General features: G+C 30.2%; 20 protein-coding genes. 1 reads left to right on the top strand and 19 read right to left on the bottom strand.

Annotated features, from left to right (window positions below; all coding sequences use genetic code 11):
• Nucleotides 1-264: 264 nt before the first annotated feature.
• The 3 genes from xerA to JMO20_RS18935 form a co-directional block, all read right to left on the bottom strand.
• Nucleotides 265-1,377, bottom strand: a complete 1,113-nt coding sequence (gene xerA, locus JMO20_RS18945) for a site-specific tyrosine recombinase/integron integrase (RefSeq protein ID WP_341534065.1) — start codon at nt 1,375-1,377, stop codon at nt 265-267.
• Between the two features lie 329 nt (nt 1,378-1,706).
• Complete coding sequence (locus JMO20_RS18940; RefSeq protein ID WP_202711321.1) at nt 1,707-2,351, bottom strand: HAD family hydrolase; 645 nt, start codon at nt 2,349-2,351, stop codon at nt 1,707-1,709.
• Between the two features lie 184 nt (nt 2,352-2,535).
• On the bottom strand, nt 2,536-3,057 hold the full coding sequence (locus JMO20_RS18935; RefSeq protein ID WP_202711320.1) for a peptidylprolyl isomerase: 522 nt from the start codon (nt 3,055-3,057) through the stop codon (nt 2,536-2,538).
• 580 nt (nt 3,058-3,637) lie between these two features.
• On the opposite strand from JMO20_RS18935, the gene JMO20_RS18930 reads away from it, so the two are divergent.
• Complete coding sequence (locus JMO20_RS18930) at nt 3,638-4,054, top strand: putative ABC transporter permease (protein WP_202711319.1); 417 nt, start codon at nt 3,638-3,640, stop codon at nt 4,052-4,054.
• A gap of 224 nt (nt 4,055-4,278) precedes the next feature.
• Here JMO20_RS18930 and JMO20_RS18925 read toward each other — a convergent pair whose 3' ends face one another.
• The 16 genes from JMO20_RS18925 to smc form a co-directional block, all read right to left on the bottom strand.
• The gene (locus JMO20_RS18925; RefSeq protein WP_202711318.1) at nt 4,279-4,644 is read right to left on the bottom strand and encodes a YraN family protein; all 366 of its coding nucleotides are present in this window, start codon (nt 4,642-4,644) and stop codon (nt 4,279-4,281) included.
• The gene (locus JMO20_RS18920) at nt 4,622-4,963 is read right to left on the bottom strand and encodes an EscU/YscU/HrcU family type III secretion system export apparatus switch protein (protein ID WP_202711317.1); all 342 of its coding nucleotides are present in this window, start codon (nt 4,961-4,963) and stop codon (nt 4,622-4,624) included. Before JMO20_RS18920 ends, JMO20_RS18925 begins: the two co-directional genes overlap by 23 nt.
• 4 nt (nt 4,964-4,967) lie before the next feature.
• Nucleotides 4,968-6,344 carry a flagellar hook-length control protein FliK gene (locus tag JMO20_RS20710; protein WP_202711316.1) on the bottom strand — a complete coding sequence of 459 codons (1,377 nt, stop codon included), beginning with the start codon at nt 6,342-6,344 and terminating at the stop codon, nt 4,968-4,970.
• Between the two features lie 16 nt (nt 6,345-6,360).
• On the bottom strand, nt 6,361-6,996 hold the full coding sequence (locus JMO20_RS18910; RefSeq protein WP_202711315.1) for a ribonuclease HII: 636 nt from the start codon (nt 6,994-6,996) through the stop codon (nt 6,361-6,363).
• Between the two features lie 28 nt (nt 6,997-7,024).
• Nucleotides 7,025-7,969, bottom strand: coding sequence for a hypothetical protein (locus tag JMO20_RS18905; RefSeq protein ID WP_202711314.1), 945 nt, complete (start codon nt 7,967-7,969; stop codon nt 7,025-7,027).
• A 670-nt stretch (nt 7,970-8,639) separates the two neighbouring features.
• Nucleotides 8,640-9,491: a ribosome biogenesis GTPase YlqF gene (gene ylqF, locus JMO20_RS18900; RefSeq protein ID WP_202711313.1), complete on the bottom strand. Its 852-nt coding sequence runs from the start codon at nt 9,489-9,491 to the stop codon at nt 8,640-8,642.
• Between the two features lie 77 nt (nt 9,492-9,568).
• Nucleotides 9,569-10,186 carry a hypothetical protein gene (locus JMO20_RS18895; RefSeq protein WP_202711312.1) on the bottom strand — a complete coding sequence of 206 codons (618 nt, stop codon included), beginning with the start codon at nt 10,184-10,186 and terminating at the stop codon, nt 9,569-9,571.
• Between the two features lie 56 nt (nt 10,187-10,242).
• Nucleotides 10,243-10,590, bottom strand: a complete 348-nt coding sequence (gene rplS / locus JMO20_RS18890) for a 50S ribosomal protein L19 (protein WP_341534064.1) — start codon at nt 10,588-10,590, stop codon at nt 10,243-10,245.
• 111 nt (nt 10,591-10,701) lie between these two features.
• The gene (gene trmD, locus JMO20_RS18885) at nt 10,702-11,430 is read right to left on the bottom strand and encodes a tRNA (guanosine(37)-N1)-methyltransferase TrmD (protein ID WP_202711310.1); all 729 of its coding nucleotides are present in this window, start codon (nt 11,428-11,430) and stop codon (nt 10,702-10,704) included.
• Nucleotides 11,427-11,927, bottom strand: a complete 501-nt coding sequence (gene rimM, locus JMO20_RS18880) for a ribosome maturation factor RimM (RefSeq protein ID WP_202711309.1) — start codon at nt 11,925-11,927, stop codon at nt 11,427-11,429. Before rimM ends, trmD begins: the two co-directional genes overlap by 4 nt.
• Nucleotides 11,928-12,036: 109 nt before the next feature.
• Nucleotides 12,037-12,267: a KH domain-containing protein gene (locus JMO20_RS18875; RefSeq protein WP_202711308.1), complete on the bottom strand. Its 231-nt coding sequence runs from the start codon at nt 12,265-12,267 to the stop codon at nt 12,037-12,039.
• Between the two features lie 24 nt (nt 12,268-12,291).
• Nucleotides 12,292-12,561: a 30S ribosomal protein S16 gene (gene rpsP / locus JMO20_RS18870; protein WP_202711307.1), complete on the bottom strand. Its 270-nt coding sequence runs from the start codon at nt 12,559-12,561 to the stop codon at nt 12,292-12,294.
• 133 nt (nt 12,562-12,694) lie between these two features.
• Nucleotides 12,695-14,032 carry a signal recognition particle protein gene (gene ffh / locus JMO20_RS18865; RefSeq protein ID WP_202711306.1) on the bottom strand — a complete coding sequence of 446 codons (1,338 nt, stop codon included), beginning with the start codon at nt 14,030-14,032 and terminating at the stop codon, nt 12,695-12,697.
• A gap of 15 nt (nt 14,033-14,047) precedes the next feature.
• Complete coding sequence (gene ylxM / locus JMO20_RS18860; protein ID WP_202711305.1) at nt 14,048-14,407, bottom strand: YlxM family DNA-binding protein; 360 nt, start codon at nt 14,405-14,407, stop codon at nt 14,048-14,050.
• A gap of 172 nt (nt 14,408-14,579) precedes the next feature.
• Nucleotides 14,580-15,704, bottom strand: coding sequence for a signal recognition particle-docking protein FtsY (gene ftsY / locus JMO20_RS18855; RefSeq protein WP_202711304.1), 1,125 nt, complete (start codon nt 15,702-15,704; stop codon nt 14,580-14,582).
• Nucleotides 15,705-15,716: 12 nt separating this feature from the next.
• The gene (smc, locus tag JMO20_RS18850) at nt 15,717-19,298 is read right to left on the bottom strand and encodes a chromosome segregation protein SMC (RefSeq protein WP_202711303.1); all 3,582 of its coding nucleotides are present in this window, start codon (nt 19,296-19,298) and stop codon (nt 15,717-15,719) included.
• Nucleotides 19,299-19,311 lie beyond the last annotated feature (13 nt).

The raw sequence follows: 19,311 nt of genomic DNA, 5'->3' as shown, positions 1-19,311 counted from the left end.
TTTTCTTTTCATTAAACCATCCTTTAAGTCGCAACTATCTTTAATTATAATTTCCGATAACGTAAATATTACCGACACCGGCATGTCGCGAATATTATATATATCATTTGCTTTGCGACTGTATGTCGGTAATACTTCAAACATTAGTTGATTTGCGAATATCTGTCGCTAACACTTTTAAAAAAATATCTCCACAAAAATTTCTGCATTACTACTTGTATCATGTTCCATTATTAACATTATATTACAAAGTTTAAAGTATAATCAATCTTCTTCTAACATTCTATCTAACGGACTTTTTATTCTATTCAATTTGGTTCTGCTAACATGTGTATAAATTTCAGTAGTTTTAGGACTGCTATGGCCCAATAATTCTTGAATAAATCTTAAATCTGTTCCATTTTCAAGTAGGTGAGTTGCAAATGAATGTCGCAAAGAGTGTACAGAAACATTTTTCTTAATTTTTGCCTTTACACAGGATTTCTTAAATACTCTTTGTACCGATCTTTCACTTAAATGATAATTTTCTTTTCCACCTGGAAAGAGCCACTCTTCAGGTTGGTATTCTTTTGCATATTGTCTCAATACTTTAAGACATTCTTCAGATAGCATTGTATATCTATCTTTTCTTCCTTTCCCTTGATTGATATGTATCATCATTCTACTGCTGTCAATATCACTAAGCTTAAGTCTGACTACTTCACCAACCCTTAGTCCTGCTGAATATATTAAAATCAATAAAGTCCTATGTTTTAAATTACTAGTTTCCTTGAATATACTTAAGACTTCCTTTTCACTCAATACATTAGGAAGCTTCTTCTCTTTCTTAGGTCTTGGTATTGTATTAATTATCTCACCCTTTAAGAAAATATTTTCGAAAAGAAATTTTAATGAACTAAAAGCTTGATTAACATATGAATGACTATCATTTTCTACTCTTAAAAGCTTATAAATATATCTTTGAAGGTCTTCTTTGGTTGGGTTACATTCTTCATTATTATAGAATTCTAGAAATCTTCTTGAATGGCCAATGTATGCTTTGATTGTCTTATTAGAAAATCCTTTAAATATCAGTTGCTTCTTCATATCAATTAATGATTTGCGTACCCAAATATTAAAACTATACTTTGCAGTTGTAGGCTTAATACCTTCTTTTTGATGTAGTTTAATCCATGTAACATCTTCATCTGGTAAGATTTTTACTAGAAGGCCTTTATTAGTCTCATTACTTGGTACTATGTAACATTTTTCTTTCGAATTCCATCCAACTCCACATATTTTCCTTATTTCTTTCTCAAATTTAAAGTCATCAGTTACAAAAACCAAGAATTCTTTTCCTTTAATCTCTTCAACCCTTATCCCATGTCTATACCTCACTTTCAATTTTCATTATAAATATCTTTACTATTACCTTATTTCTCCAAATACTAACTATATCCTTCAAATATTTACATAATTCTCGCAAAACTCTTCGTTTCCTATAATTTTAGAATATAGATCAAACTTAGTCACATTAAAAAAAGGAGTGCAAAAGCACTCCTCAATATCCTTCAAGAAATTTAGATTTATTTTTTTATTAAATATTGCCTTAATTAATTAAAATCATGAATAAGCAGAATTAATATAACTATTCATTTTCAAATTATATCTATTACTCATATCTAATACTACTGATAAAACTGTTACACCCTTATCTTAATCAATAACTATGCAATATCATTAATATTATCTAGATAACGATCTGCTACCTCACATATTTGTGATTTATAATCTAGAGATGCTTTATCATGAACAGCACATACTTTCATTCCAGCTCTTTTAGCTGCTAAAACGCCTGCATAAGTATCTTCAAAGGCTAGACATGTACTTGGGTCTAAACCTAAGTCCTTAGCTGCCTGTAGATATACATCTGGGAATGGTTTGCCTCTATCAACCTCACATGAGGTTCTAATTGCATCAAAATAATGAAAAAGATTATATTTCTTAAGTATATCTGTTGTTCTTTCTCTAGTATTACTTGTAGCTATGCCAATTTTCAAATTCTTACTCTTCAACACTTCAAGCAAATCTTTGACTCCTTTTTTCAGAACAACTTTTTCATTAAAGTAATGTAACGTCATTTCATCCCACTCAGCTTTAATTTCATCTATAGATTCCTTTAACTTAAATCTTTCTTTAAAATATCCTGCAGTTTCAGTAAAACTCATTCCCTCAATCTTTCTTTGCAAATCGTCGGGGAGCTCTAAGCCACGCTTACCAAGAAATTCAACATCTATTTCTTCCCATACCCACATGGAATCTATCAATGTTCCATCTAAGTCAAATATAACACCTTTTATATCATTTATCATCAAATACCCCCGTTTATTAAATGAGGAAATTTCACATTTAAAAATTTAATCATTCTAACATGATTACATCAGATGTGCGACTTATGATATTACCTTTCCATTAAAATTAATTAATAAAATGGCTTTAAACCGAAGTCATTAAGATATAATCTTGCAAAATTTCAATTTGGGATCTCCTCAACTATTATACTTTCTCTACCTCACCATATTCCTGTCCAAATGTATCAACAGTAACCTTCTTCATTCTTTGATCTTCGAAAGGTCTATCACTTGGTCCTCTATCTGAATTCACAATTCTATCAACCTCATCCATACCCTCTATTGCTTTTCCAAATGAAGCATATTTTCCATCAAGATGTGGAGAGTCTGCTACCATAATAAAGAACTGCGATCCAGCTGAATTTGGAATATTTGTCCTTGCCATAGATAATACCCCACGGGTGTGTTTTAAATCATTTTTGAAACCATTTTCTGTGAATTCTCCTTTGATAGAATACCCAGGTCCACCTGATCCAGTACCGTCAGGGCATCCACCTTGAATCATGAAATTAGGAATCACTCTATGGAATATTAGCCCATCATAATGTCCTTTATTAATTAAGGATATAAAATTCTTAACTGTATTAGGAGCAACCTCTGGATATAGCTCCGCCTTAATTATATTACCATTTTCCATCTCAATTGTTACTATTGGATTTTTACTCATTTTAACCTCTCCTCTCAAACTTGCTTAAAGTTATTATATATTCTTTAGATAATATTTACAATGTTTATATTAATTATTACTGGATTAACTAGATGTTTAGTTCAATATAATATTTATTACATTTCTTTTCTTTGAAATTTTTTAAACTAAATGACATTTACTTTTTTCTATAAGTATGTCATTTAGTTGAGTTGCTAATATTACTCTACTCCTATCCCTCTAAATTTCAAAAATTTCAATTCCTATTTCTATAAACTTGAATAGTATAATAATCGAAAATAGTAATCCTTTTGCTTCCAATGAATCAATTAGTATAATAAAGAAATGCTAACTAATCAAATCATGCTAATTCAAAGCTGAAAACTTCTAGGCAGGCTTTCTTTAACAATACTCCAATTTCATGGATAATTATCTATAAGTTGCTTTGGTAATTTCAGCTATATTTTATCATTAAGTAGCTATTTAAATTGCCTGGGAAATAGTAAATTAGTCAATTTGAGCATTTTAAAATATAGATTCATGAATGAATCTATCTAATGTATAATAGCATATTATTTTAGCTAAGTAAAATAATAAGAACATGCTATTACGTTTTGTAATATATGGTTTAACAGGTTTTTTAATTGAAATATTTTGGACCGGCATGGGTTCATTACTTATAGGAAATTATGCTTTAACTAGCACAACATATCTATGGATGTTTTTTATTTATGGATTAGCTGTTTTTTTCGAGCCCATTCATGACAGGATAAGGAGTGAAAATTTTTTAATTAGAGGATTTGTCTGGGTTTTCTTAATCTATGCTATTGAATTTTCCACAGGATTTCTCCTTGAAAAAATAATTGGATATTGTCCTTGGGATTATTCTAACAGTACAGCCTATACTTTTTTTGGATACATTCGACTTGATTATTTCCCAGCATGGTTTATTGCTGGAATGTTATTTGAAAGATTCCATAATTATATGGACAGAAAAGCACGAGATCTCAACTTATGATTTTGTGCTTTTTTATTAAGGAGAATTCTTTCCTATTTATATTGGACATTTATAAGTTTTGTTTTAAAGATTAAAAACTAGACATTTCTTTTAAAGTCTTTACAATACTGCTAGTAGATAAGGTTGAATGTTTACAAATTAAATATACTTTTTGAGATATAATCTTATACAAAGTTTTAACATACAATTTCCTCATATAATAATACAAATTATATTTTTAAGCACTAGACCCAAAATGCATTTTCAATATGATTTATCCTACAGTCCTCAAAATACACCTCAATGATATCAAATCTAAATTGAAAACTTCTAAGATTTTTAAAATTTATATAAGAGTTAGCTAGTTTTATTATTTTATCTTGTTTTCTTTTATTCACAGCTTCATAACCATAGCCATACTTTGAATTTTTCCTTGATTTTACTTCTATAAAAACTATAATATTATCTTTTTTGGCAATTATATCAATTTCTCCAATTCTGTTTCTAAAGTTTCTTTCAATTATTATATAGTCATTATCATTAAGGTACTCCATTGCCAGTTTTTCTCCATAATCTCCTTTTAATTTATTATTTTTCTTTGAATTCTTCAAATTTTTCACCCTTAATCTTATCTAAGTTGTAAACAAAAGCCAATACTTCTGCTACAGCTGTATATAGTTCTTCAGGTATTTCTTGACCTAATTCAAGATTTATTAAATTATTTGCTAAAAATTCATCTTCATGAATTTGAACATTTTCATTCTTACCCTTTTGTAGCATGTTTTCAGCAACATATCCTTTTCCCCTTGCAATTACCCTTGGTGCAATGTCTGACTTATCATACTGTAAAGCTATTGCTTTTTTATTTTTTATAGCATCTTCTCGTTTCTTTTTATTAATTCTTTTCTTTTTATCATGGTCAGCTGTCATAAAGTCACACCCTTACATCAAATAGATAATTTTGTCCTTCTTCATCGGCAATTAAGTCAAGTGGGTTTATATCATCCTCTTTTCTTGTATTAATAGAAATATCTATATTATCATATCCACTATCTGATAATACTTGACCCAATTCATTTATTCTAGTCTCAATAAATTCTACAATAGCCTTAGACCTAACATTAAAATCAATCTTTAACTTACTATTATTTGACTCTAACATTACATTAACCTTATCTAGATTAGTTGTATCCAAAGATACAAAAATTCTTACCTTATCTCCCTTATTAAAACGTTTCTTTTTATTTAATACAAAAAGATTCTTTTGCAAATCTTCTTTTTTCATTTTTAAAGGTATGTAGAAGAACGTACTATTTTCATTTAAATTATTTAAAAAGTCAATCTTACTATTTAGGTTATTTATTTTATCTGATATAGTATCAGATTTGTTTTCATTAGTGTTAACAGACTTTTGGATATCATCTATAAGCTTTGTTAATTTATTTATGGATTCTTTTAGAATTTCCTTATCAGAAGAATCAAAATTAAGTATTTTTCCTTCCTGAAGTTTGGAAAATTGTAATTTAATATCTTTAACATCATATCCCTCATCATCCATCTGCTGAACTAACTCTAGTAAATCTCCTTCAAAGAAATCTTTATTTGATATTATATCCGACAAAAACTTTAGATTATTTACTGATACCTTTCCATTATTCTTTACTAAGAAAGTCACTTCCTTTATTATATTGCTATCTATCTCCTTATTAATATTCATATTTTCTAGAGTCTTAGTGATTAATTCTGTAATTTCATCACTATTTAAAGAGCCGCCTTGAACTTCCAATCCGTTTACTGAAGATTTAATCAATTTACTAACATCTTCATCTAATGGATTTCCTTTATTTGAAATAAGTTCTAAACTTTCTCCCTCTTTTATATTTAGGAGTTCTTCTATCTTATCTAGGGCTATAGAAACTCTATCTATGCTATCTTGATTAATTGGCATCTTATATTTGACTAAAGTTTTTAATATCTCTTGATCTTTTTCACTATCTATTAGTCCTATCTCCTTTAATATATTTCTAACAAAACTCTTTTCTGATTGGTCTTCTACCCCTCCAGCCACTGGTGTAAAGACTAGCTTAGTATCTGTAGCTTGTCTTACAAGAAGACTTATAGTTTTCCCTTGGAATTTATTCATTGGAACTAATGCTTTCCCACTTAATTGTGTACCATCCTTTAATTCAATTAAAGCATTATCTCCATCAATAGAAATTACTTTTCCTTTAACAATGTCACCTTTACCAAGCTTAATTCCATTGTTTGAAGTGTTTTGAGTTGTATTGGAATTTACACTATTAATTTTCACATTAGCCCTCCATATACTACTTTAAAAAACTTATTTGCTTATTCTTGCTCAATATCTTTGTTAAAAAAGTCATTCTATGAATAGGTGATGGCCCTTTCTCTAAAAGTGCTTCTCTATGCTCCTTTGTTCCGTATCCTTTATTTCTTTCAAAACCATATCCATCATAATCTTTAGCCCATTTAATACATTGTCTATCTCTATAGACCTTAGCTATTATAGAAGCTGCTGCTATACCGTGACATTTCTCATCACCCTTAATCACACTCTTTTGAGGTAATCTAACATCTAATTTTTCTGCATCTATCAATAGGAAGTCTGGCTTAACAGTATTGCCGTCTTTGTCTTTTAAATTCTCTATCGCCTTCTTCATGGCTAAAAATGTACTCTTTTTTATATTAATTTCATCTATAGTCTTATTATCCACGGACCCTACTCCTACTGCTATAGCTTCTTCAATAATAATATCGTACAATTTGTCCCTTTTCTTTGGTGTTAATTTCTTTGAATCATTTACACCTTCAATTAATAAGTCTTTAGGCATTATAACAGCACAAGCAACCACATCCCCGGCTAAACAGCCTCTACCAACCTCATCTATACATGCTATATACTCGTATCCTTCATCTCTTATTTCATTCTCTATTGTAATCATAAGTATCCCTTCCTTTGTATTTTATCTATTAATTAATCTCACTAAAAAATTTTAAATCTAAATATGGATATCCTCCATCAAATATTACATCATTTCTTTGTCCATAATAGAATTTACCACTATCTTTCATATTTAATATTATTAGACTATACTCTGATTTTTCCTGAATTTCTACAGATTCAATAAAGTAGTTACTTAAATTATAGCTATCAATATCAAACGCTTCTCCTACTTTTACATCCATAAGCTTTAATATAAACTGATTATTTTCTTCATTATAAGATATCTCTATATGGGGTAACATTGTATCTCCAGCATAGAAATTCAGTTCATACCCTTCCATTGGACCAAATAAAACCTGTATACCCTCCAAGGTCATTCTAATATCTGTTATATTTTCCTTACCCTTGGCCCCAAATTCAACCGATTCATTCAAGTTAAAGTAAGCTTTTTTTCTGTTCATTGTAAAGTCATCATCTCTATCAATGTTTTTTCCATACCTTATACATTCTATCTTAAACGGAAATTCACGATGACTACTAATATGATTAGTTCCATTAGCTGAAAAAATAAAATCATTTTCATTTTTAATTTTCTCTAAGCTTACATAGTAAGGATATGTTGGTAGTATATCTTTATCCCCAGTTTCAAGGTCATAAAGTTCAAATTTATTGGCAAAAGTATCCTTACTAGATTCAACTAATATATATCTTGTTTTGTAAGTAGTTATATTGACTATATTATCATTATAATTTGCCTTAATTTCTTCTAATGTTAACTTATCATTCTTCTCCTCATTATTAGTCAATGGAAGATCATTCTCTCTATCCTCACTAATATTATCAACTTCATCCTTTTGCAATTTAGCATCATTTTTTGTTTGGTTATCCTTTTCTGCAATTACATCTTTACTTATACACCCTATAAATAATGAAATACAAATAATTGAAATAATTATAATTAATCTCTTCATATAGACATCCCCTCTCCCCTGTTAATCTAAAATACATTAATATCAAACCTTGATTGTGAAAAAATTATGCAATTTATGCAATTGAAATTTAATGAGAAACATATGATGTATATTTAAATAAACTTTTGAAAACTAAGTCTTTCTTAGCCTACCACTTCACTCATGTACACACTTTTCAAAAATACATAATCGTAATATGATTTAGCTTATAAGAATTAAAATACTAGTATTCATGAAAAATCTGTATACAATTACATCATACAATTACATTTTATATTTTAAATTCAAATATGTCCATGAATCAATGATAACACTAAAACTCCTTTTAGAAATTTGCTTTATATTCTAATATCTAAAATTTTAGGAATTTAAGTATTTACAAAATAAATGTGATTTTGTATAAAATTTTAATATACAATTTTCTCATTTAAAAATATATAAATGTACTCTCTTTAAAATAACTAAAAGTCACATACTAAATGTGACTTTAATTTGCTTTTCTATTTATATGATCTGTTCTATGTTTTTTAGTCTTTATATTTTTTCAAGATAATTTTTAAAATTGTTTCTATCATTCAATTAATTTAATATATTGCTCAATCAATTTAGACAAAATATAGCCTAAAAGATTCTCCATTCTCTATTTGAGCATATATGAATGCAAATCACTCTATATATCATCTGGAGACTCTAAAGAAACACTTCCTATGATACCTCTCCTAAACTCATCTAGTATTATATGAGCGACCCTAGTATAGTCTATCTCGCCACCTTTAATTATACATCCTCTTTTTTCAGCTATATTGTTTAGAACCTCTAATGCTGGTAAATCTTCTATATTAACATCGTATCTTTCTACTAGCATTTCAGGAGCTATCTTAAGTAGTCTTTCCACTAATCTCAATGCTAGAGTTTCAATATCCATTATTTCGTCTCTAATTGCACCAGTAAAAGCTAGATGCATTCCTACCTTTTGATCCTCAAATTTCGGCCATAAAATACCTGGTGTATCTAAAAGTTCTAAATTTCCTCTTAACTTAATCCATTGATTTCCCTTTGTAACACCTGGTTTATTCCCAGTCCTAGCGCTTTTCTTTCCAGCTAAAGAATTTATCAATGTAGACTTACCTACATTGGGGATTCCAACTATCATTGCTCTTATAGGCTTATTCTTTATGCCCTTTTTCTTTAGTCTTTCCATTTTTTCCTTCATTTGCTCATTTGCTTCATTTATAATATCTTTAATTCCTCTACCACTCACAGCATTAACAGGAATAGCCTTAATTCCTTGCTCTTTAAAGTATTCAATCCATTTTCTTATAGTTGGTTGATCGCTTAAATCGCTTTTATTAAGTATTACAACCCTAGGCTTATTACCTACAATATTATTTATTTGTGGATTTTGACTACTTATAGGTATTCTAGAATCTAGTAATTCAAAAACAATATCAACTAACTTTAGATTTTTTTGAACTGAGTCACTTGCTTTTTTCATATGCCCTGGATACCAATTTATATTCATAAAAACACCCTCTTTCCTTACTTCTATTATCACTCAAATTATGTACACTATTCTAATTTAAAATCAATATTTTAATATTATTCAACTAAAACTCCATTTTTATCATAAGCTTTAAATGAAGGGAAACTAACATCTTCTTTATCATATCTATATATAAAGAAATAATCCTTATTTTCAACATTTTGAGTTATGACTCTTCCGTCCTTATACTCAGCAGCTATTTTAGCTACCTTATTATTATTTATAAGTCCATATACTTTATTTCCAGATCCTGAAGCAGTAAAAGGTGAGTCTTGAACGGTTCCTCCTCCACCTCCGCCCCCCATTAACTTATATCCTAAAGGAGAACTATTATCCTTTTGAATTACTCTTAATTGCATCAAATAGTAATCCTTAGATTTCATAAAATCTTCATTCTCAGTGTTAGACTCATTCTTAACATCAACTACCTTGTAATTATAAGAGTATAACATGTACACATAATCATCCAAATCCATAATCTCATGAATTTTAACTGATTCTGGTATTAACTTTGTTTCCATATCGGCAAATTCAGGTTTAAAATCATCTATGATTAAGTCTTTAGCAACTGATTCTATGTCTTTCTTTTCTTTAACTAAATCAATTTTAGGAGTGCAACTAACTAAGGTAATTATTGTTATTACTATAAAAATAAGATACCCTAATTTCTTCATCATAAATCCCCCTTAAAAAATAAATAGTGGGACTGAACCCAGTCCCACTTAATTTACTAGTATCTACCTTTTTCTTTAACTCTAGCTGCTTTACCTACTCTATCTCTTAAATAGTTAAGCTTAGCTCTTCTAACTTTACCTTTTCTAGTAACTACTATTTTTTCAATTTTTGGTGAGTGTAATGGGAAAGTTCTTTCAACACCAACTCCATAAGAAATTCTTCTTACAGTGAAAGTAGTTCTTGAACTACCACCTTGCTTCTTAAGTACAGTACCTTCAAAAACCTGAACTCTTTCTCTGTTACCCTCTTTGATTCTGTAATGTACTTGTACAGTATCTCCTTGATGGAATACTGGTATATCCTTATTAATTTGTTCTTGCTCAATTAATCTAATAATATCCACGGTTTTACCCTCCCTTCTCATAGACGTTCATATCTTATGGTAAAATAGAGGACCGTCCGTAATTCCACAAATTATTATAGCATATAACTGTTATTAATACAACAATTTTATCTATTTTCTAATTTCATTCTTAATTATGTCCAATATTCTCTTTTCCTCTTCATTAAAATCCTTTTTTTCTATCATATCCGGTCTATTTATAAGAGTAGATTTAATAGACTGATATTTCCTCCACTCATCAATTTTTTGATGATTACCAGATAATAAAATGTCTGGGACCTTTAATTCATTGAACTCTCTTGGTCTAGTATATTGAGGATATTCTAAGAGTCCATCGTAATGGGATTCATCCATAAATGATTCATCCTTTCCTAAAACCCCAGGAATTAGCCTAGCAACAGAATCTATAATAACCATTGAAGCTATCTCTCCTCCAGTTAGAACATAATCTCCTATAGAGATTTCATCTGTCACATACTCTTCTATTACTCTATTATCTATTCCTTCATAATGACCACAGAGTAATACTATATGATCCTCTTTAGAAAGCTCATTGGCAATCTCTTGATTAAATACTTTTCCCTTAGGCGAAAGATATATTACTCGTGAGTTATCTTGCTTTACACTTTCAATAGACCTAAATACTGGTCCTGGTTTCATGACCATACCAGGTCCACCTCCAAAGGGATAATCATCAACTCGATTGTGTTTATCCTGTGAAAAGTCTCTTATATTTGTATAGTTTATAGATATAAGTCCTGAATCAATTGCTCTTCCTATAATGCTATGATTCAATGAATTAAACATCTCAGGAAAAAGAGTTAAAACATTAATTTTCATTCTATCATTCCTTCAATAGGATCGATTACTATCTTCTTCTCTTGTATATTTACTTCTTTAACTACATCCTTTATAGCAGGTATTAATGCATCCTTACCTTTAGTCTTAACTACATAAACATCATTACTACCTGGCTGAAGAACATCTTTAACTAAACCAATCTCTTCACCGTCTACAGTAAAAACCTTTAAACCTATAATATCATGTATGAAAAAGGTGTTTTCAGGAAGCTCTACAGCATCTTTTTTATCAATTAGTAAAAACCTATTTTTGAATTTCAGGACATCATTTACATTATCATATCCTTTAAATTTAATCATAACTAGATTTTTCTTATACCAAACCTTTTCTATATTAAAAACTTCCTTTTCATTTTCAATATAAATAGTATCTAAATCTTCGAATCTTTTTGTATCATCTGTGAGAGGAATCACTTTTAAATCTCCTCTTATTCCATGGGTATTTACTATTTTTCCAATTTGTAAGTATTCAGACATAAATATGCACCTTCCAGTAAACTATATCTTTATTATTGTCATATCAAATGAATATATTCCCATTCTATGACAAACCCCCACAATCCTTGTGGGGGAATTTAATCTAAATCTATTGGATTATCTCAACGGATACTCTCTTGTTATCCTTGATGGCAGCAGCTTTAACAACAGTTCTTATTGCCTTAGCTATCCTACCTTGCTTACCAATTACTTTTCCCATGTCTTCTGGGGCTACCCTTAATTCTATTATAACCGACTGAGTTCCTTCTACTTCATTAACTTTAACTTCGTCTGGATTATCAACAAGATACTTAGCAATCATTTCTACTAATTCACCCATTATTTTCACCCCCTGAAAGCATTATTAAGCTTTCTTCGCTTCTTCGAATTTTTCTAAAACACCATTCTTCTTGAATAAATCATTAACTGTATCAGTTGGCTTAGCACCATTTCCTAACCATTTGATTGCTTTTTCATCATCAATTTTGATTTCTTTTGGTTCTACAACTGGATTGTAGAATCCAATTTCCTCAATAAATCTTCCATCTCTTGGAGAACGTGAATCAGCAACTACTATTCTATAGAAAGGCTTTTTCTTAGCACCCATTCTTTTTAATCTGATTTTTACAGCCATTATTCTCACCTCCTTCAACTCATTTAATATTATATATTTTTCATATCAGTCATTTTTAAGTATAACTGAAAGCTTAAAACCTTATTTAGTAAAAATATAGATAATTTATATAAATAGTTCTAAATATCTTCATCTAGAATGGAAGCTTAAAGCCGCCTCTTTTCTTCATGCTTTTCTCCATTCCCGAGAACTTCTTCATCATCTTTCTTGTTTCTTTGAACTGCTTTAATAATTTATTAACATCTTGGATTTTAGTTCCACTACCTTCAGCAATTCTTTTTCTTCTACTACCATTTATTATTGATGGATCTTGTCTTTCTTTCTTGGTCATAGACTTGATAATAGCTTCAATCTTAACTAATTCCTTATCATCTACACTCAAGTTCTTAAGTTGCTTTGAACCAACACCAGGAATCATCTCTAATATTTGGTCTAGTGGTCCCATATTTTTCATTTGCTCCAATTGATCTAGGAAATCATCGAAAGTAAATTGTTGAGTTCTTAATTTCTTTTCTAAGTCCATAGCCTTCTTAGCATCAAAATTCTCCTGTGCCTTTTCAATAAGACTAAGAACATCTCCCATTCCTAAAATTCTTGAAGCCATTCTATCTGGATGGAAAACCTCTAGTTGATCTAATTTTTCACCCATCCCTACAAATTTAATTGGCTTTTCAGTAACGGCTCTAATTGATAATGCTGCACCACCTCTAGCATCACCATCAAGTTTAGTTAAAACAACACCACTTACATCTAGTTTCTCATTAAAGTTTTCTGCAACATTTACAGCATCCTGACCAGTCATAGCATCTACAACTAATAAAATCTCATTAGGCTGTACTTCTGATTTAATATTCTGTAGCTCTGTCATTAAATCTTCATCTATATGCAATCTACCTGCAGTATCCAGAATTACAACATCATTACCATGCTTCTTAGCATGTTCAATAGAAGCCTTAGCAATATTAACAGGATCTTGTTTGTCTCCCATGGCAAACACAGGGACTTCTACCTTCTCTCCTACTACCTGTAACTGCTTGATAGCAGCTGGTCTATATATATCACATGCAACTAATAATGGTCTTTTTCCTTTATTCTTAAGCATTGACCCTATTTTACCTGTATGGGTTGTTTTACCAGCACCCTGTAATCCACACATCATTATTATAGTTGGAGGGCTAGAAGAAAAGTTGATTTTACTTTCTGTTTCTCCCATAAGCTTAGTCAATTCTTCATTTACTATCTTAATAACCTGTTGTCCTGGGGTTAAGCTCTCCATTACCTCATTACCAACGGCTCTCTCTCTTACATTTTTTACGAAATTCTTAACTACTTTAAAGTTAACATCAGCTTCAAGTAAGGCTAGTTTAACTTCCCTCATAGCAGCTTTTACATCTGATTCAGAAAGTTTTCCTTTCCCCTTTAGTTTTCCTAATGTATTTTGAAGCTTTTCGGCTAAACCTTCAAAAATCATATTTAAACCTCCCGGCTACTTTAATATCTCCATAGCAATATCTTTAATCAAATCTATATAATCTTGTACTTTATCTGATTTCGTACTGTTTTCTTCTTCAATTCTATTAACAAACTTAAGTATTTTTTCTACTTTTCTTTTTTTACCATCAAATTTTTCAACTAATCCTAAAGTGTCTTCATAATTATATAACTTACTTTCTCCACGTTTTATCAAATCATGAACACCTTGTCTACTGATATCCATTTGCTCCCCAATTTCACTTAAGGATAGATCATGAATATAGTAAAGCTCAATAGCCATATACTGCTTGCTACTTAAAAGCTTTCCATAAAAGTCAAATAATAAACCTATTTCAACTATTTTTTCAAACATTATAATCACCATCAATCTTTTAGGTGTAAAGCTTTTTTCTTGACAGATGTTATTCTATACTAATGTTTAATATTTGTCAACAGTTAAAATTTAATCATTATTATAAATTCATGCATAATTCATATTTAAATAAACAAATATTTAAAATTAAACCTAATCTTCAATCATCCTTTTAGTCTTCAAAAATTGCTTTTACAAAGGCTTTTGGTTCAAATTCCTGTAAATCATCTATTTGCTCACCAACACCAACAAGCTTTACAGGTACATCTAGCTCTGATTGTACTGCTAATACTACGCCACCCTTAGCCGTTCCATCAAGCTTTGTTAAAACGATTCCAGTTATTTCACAAGCCTCTTTAAATACCTTTGCCTGCATAATAGCATTTTGACCTGTAGTTGCATCTACTACCAAAAGAACTTCCTTAGTTGCATCTGGATATTCCCTTTCAACTACTCTAAATATCTTGTTTAACTCATTCATTAAGTTTTTCTTATTATGAAGTCTTCCAGCAGTATCACATATTAGAACGTCAGATTTACGAGCCTTAGCAGCTTGGATACCATCAAATATTACTGCTGCTGGGTCTGCACCCTCTTGATGGGATATTATATCAACTCCAGCTCTATTAGACCACTCTTCCAGTTGTTCAATGGCTGCTGCTCTAAATGTATCTCCGGCAGCTATTAATACCTTCTTGCCTTGTCTTCTTAGCTTTGCTGAAAGCTTTCCAATTGAAGTTGTCTTACCAACTCCATTGACTCCAACAACTAATACGATAGCAGGAGATGGTTCAATATTTATGGCATTATCTGTTTCTTTATCTAAAAGAATCTCCTCTAACTCTTCCTTAAGTAGCCCCATGATTTCACTAGGATCTTTAATATTTCTTTCTTTAACCTTATCCTCTAGGTCCTCAATTATTCTCATTGTAATATTAACTCCCACATCGGCAGAAATCAATATTTCTTCAATTTCTTCAAATAAATCCTCATCTATCTTTCTATAATTCTTTAAAACATCATTTATCTTGCCAGTAATTCCATTTCTAGTTTTAGCTAATCCTTTTTTTAGTTTTCCAAAAAGTCCCTTTGGTTCTTCTGGCTCATCTGATTCATTTTCAGGTTCAATCTCTTCTTCAGTTTCTATTTCTGATTCTGTTGTTATATCTTCCACTTCTTCTGGCTCTTCAATATGCTCTTCCTTATCCTCGGATATTTCTTCTATATTTGTTTCCTCTTCTTTTACTATGTTCTCTTCCTTATCCTTCTTTCCCCTCTTAAAAAACTTTTTTAACATATATTTTCCTCCTTAGCTTACTTTTTCTATTAGTTTATCTGTCATTTTTACAGATATTAATCTACTAACTCCCTTTTCCTCCATAGTAACACCATAAAGAGAATCTACAGATTCCATTGTTCCCTTTCTATGGGTTATTACAATAAACTGAGTATTTACAGAAAATTCTTTTAGATAATCGGCAAAACGATAAACATTAGCATCATCAAGTGCTGCTTCTATTTCATCTAAGACACAGAAAGGAGTAGGCTTCGTTTTTAATATGGCAAAGAGTAGTGCAATTGCTGTTAATGCCTTCTCTCCTCCAGATAGCAATGTTAAACTTTGTAGTTTCTTTCCTGGTGGTTGAGCAACTATCTCTATACCACTGGTAAGAATGTTGTCATAATCCTCTAAAATAATATCAGCCTTTCCTCCTCCAAAGAGTTCTTTAAATACTCCTTGGAAATTCTCTTTAATAATTTCAAACTTTTCAATAAATTGTTGCTTCATTCTTGTCTCTAAATCCTTAATAACCTTATTTAAGGATTCTTTAGCATTTATTAAATCATCTTTCTGCTCTATTAGGAATTCATATCTTTCTTTAACCCTTTTATATTCCTCAATAGAACCAAGATTCACATTCCCTAGATTTCTAATATCTAGCTTAATACTTCTTATGTCATTCTGCACCTTAGAAATACTTTCAATTTCTCGTTTGATTCCTAAAGCCATTTGATAAGACATATCATAGTCATCCCAAAGCTTATTATTATAGTTTTCCAATTGTACATTATATTTTGCATGCTTTGTATCTATTATATTTAAACTCTTCTGTAAATCATTAATCTTTCTGTTCATTTCCTTAAGCTTTTCTTGCTCTTCATAGAAGCTTTTCATAAATGTAGTTCTTTGCTCCTTAACTTCATTTACCTTTTCTTCATATTCACTAAGGGCTTCAATCAATGCTTCCTTCTCCTTATTTAACTGTTGATATCTATTTTTAACTTCAGTAAGAGAATTTGTGGAATTCTGATGTTCTGTATGCTTATCACTTATTTTCTCTTTAGAATCTATCACTTCTTCATTAACCTTATCAATTGAACCTTCAATAGATTTAACCTCTTGTTTTAATGAAGCAGCATTAACCTTCAAATCAGTAATTTCATCCTGAAGTTTGCTCTTAGTATCTCTTTCGTACTCAAAGGTTTTAATCATACTATCTATACTTCCTTGAGCCATCTCATGTTCTTTCTTTAATTCTTCAATTTCTTCTTGAATAGAATCAATATCATCCTTAGATTCTTGACTCTCTTGAGTAAGCTGCTGTCTCTCATTGTTATACTTCCCAATTGATTTGTCTATCTTATTTAGTTCTTCCTGGGTTTGAGATTTTTGGTTCTCCAGTCTTGCTAAATTAACTTTAATCTCATTAATTTCTCTAGATGCTTCTAGTATTTTACTATCTATATCTTGAAATTCATTTCTTATTGTTTCTTCGGAATTTCTCTCTTTATCTAATTCTTCCTTCAATCTACTTATGTTTGACTTAAGCTCTTTAATCTGTCTTTCTCTCCCCAGTAGATTTGTATTATTAGTTCTGTAACTACCTCCAGTCATTGATCCTCCTGGATTCATAACATCACCGTCAAGGGAAACTATCTTCAATGAATAATTGCACATTTTAGAAATCTTAATCCCAGTATCAATATTATCTACAATTACAGTTCTGCCTAATAAACTACCGAATATGTTCTTATATTCTTGACTATAGTTTATTAGTTCTGAAGCTACTCCTAAAACTCCATCAGAGCTTAAGAGCTTGCTTTCATAGTTATTAATACTTCTACCTTTTATTGATGACATTGGTAGGAATGTAACCCTTCCAAGCTTATTTCTTTTAAGGTAATTAATCATTACCTTAGCATCCTCTGAACTCTCAGTTACGATATTTTGAATTGAAGAGCCTAAAGCCACCTCTATTGCCCTTTCAAACTTCTTATCTACCTGAATAAGCTCAGCTACAACCCCACGAACACCTTTCCCCAGATTGGAGTTGTTTTTCGCCGCCTTTAAAGCATTCTTAACACTAGAATAAAAGCCTTCATATTCATCCTTCATATCTTTAAGAAGCCTGTAATTAGATAGTTTACCTTGAATATCTCCATTTAATATATTAACTCTTTGAATAGTCTTCTTTAGCATTGTTTCCTTTTCTGACTTATTCTTTTCAAAAACAGATTTATTCCTTTGTAATTCATCTAATCGCTCTATCTTATTGTTTGCTTCCAAGTCTATTTTCTCTAAGCTTTTAATATTATTTTCTTCACTTGTCTTCAATTCTTCAATTTCATCATTAATTTGTTTTACTCGTTTATCTATATTTTGATTAAAGGAATTTAAGCTATTTATCCTACTTTTTTTATCAGCTACCATATTGAGAATTTCAATCACGTTTGTTTTCTTATCTTCAATAAACTTCTCTTTGTCCTCCATTTCTCTAGTTAAACCTAATAACTTTTCACTTTTCTCATGGATTTCATTATTTAAAGAAGTTAATTTATTTGAAACCTCTTCTTTTCTAGCTTGAAGACTTGTCCTCTCCGTATTCAGATCTTCTATCTTTAGATTTAAACTTTTTATCTCATTCTCTATTCTTTCCATTTCTTTTTCTATTATAGAAGTCTTTTCATTGAAAAGCTTAATTTCTCCTTCGTTTTTCTCAATCTTATTTTGAGTACTATATTTTAAGTTTTGAATTTCTTCTATTTTAGAATCCATTTCTTCTATTTGAGACTTTCCTTCTGAGTATTTTGCCTCTAACTCATCTCTTCTGTTTTCATTAGTCTTTAATTGATTATTTACAACATCCTTTTGATTATCTAAATGCTGTAGCTGTTCCCTAAGTTTATCTATTTCTCGTATATATAAATTCACTTCTAAATCCTTTAGCTTTTCTGACAGTTCATTAAACCTTTTAGCTTTTTCTGATTGCTCTCTTAATGGATCAATTTGCATTTCCAGCTCTTTAATAATATCATTTATTCTTAAAATATTATCCTTAGTCTTTTCAAGCTTCTTTTCTGCCTCTTCCTTTCTAGTCTTATGCTTAACTATACCGGCAGCCTCTTCAAATAGGTTTCTTCTATCCTCAGATTTAGAGCTTAATATTTCATCAATCTTACCTTGTCCTATTATAGAGTATCCATCTTTACCAACACCTGTATCCATAAATAGCTCTTTTATATCCTTAAGTCTACAGGCTGTCTTATTGATGTAATATTCACTATCACCAGACCTAAAAACTCTTCTTGTAACACTAACCTCTGAGTAATCTATATTCAGCTTATTATCCTTATTATCTAGAACTAAAGTTACCTCTGCATAACCTAGGGGCTTTCTCTTCTCTGTACCAGAGAAAATAATATCTTCCATTTTACTACCCCTTAATGTTTTTGCACTTTGTTCACCTAGAACCCATCTTATGGCATCGGAAATATTACTTTTCCCACTTCCGTTAGGACCTACCACACCGGTAATTCCACCTTCAAATTGTACATCTACTTTATCTGCAAAGGATTTAAATCCTTGTACCTCTATTCGTTTTAAATACAAAGTAAAACACCTC

Origin of the sequence: Sporosalibacterium faouarense, from assembly GCF_016765695.1 — a bacterium.
Taxonomy (GTDB): domain Bacteria; phylum Bacillota; class Clostridia; order Tissierellales; family VENL01; genus Sporosalibacterium; species Sporosalibacterium faouarense.
Note: the sequence above shows the minus strand (reverse complement) of the source record. Positions and strands in the feature narration are given on the sequence as shown.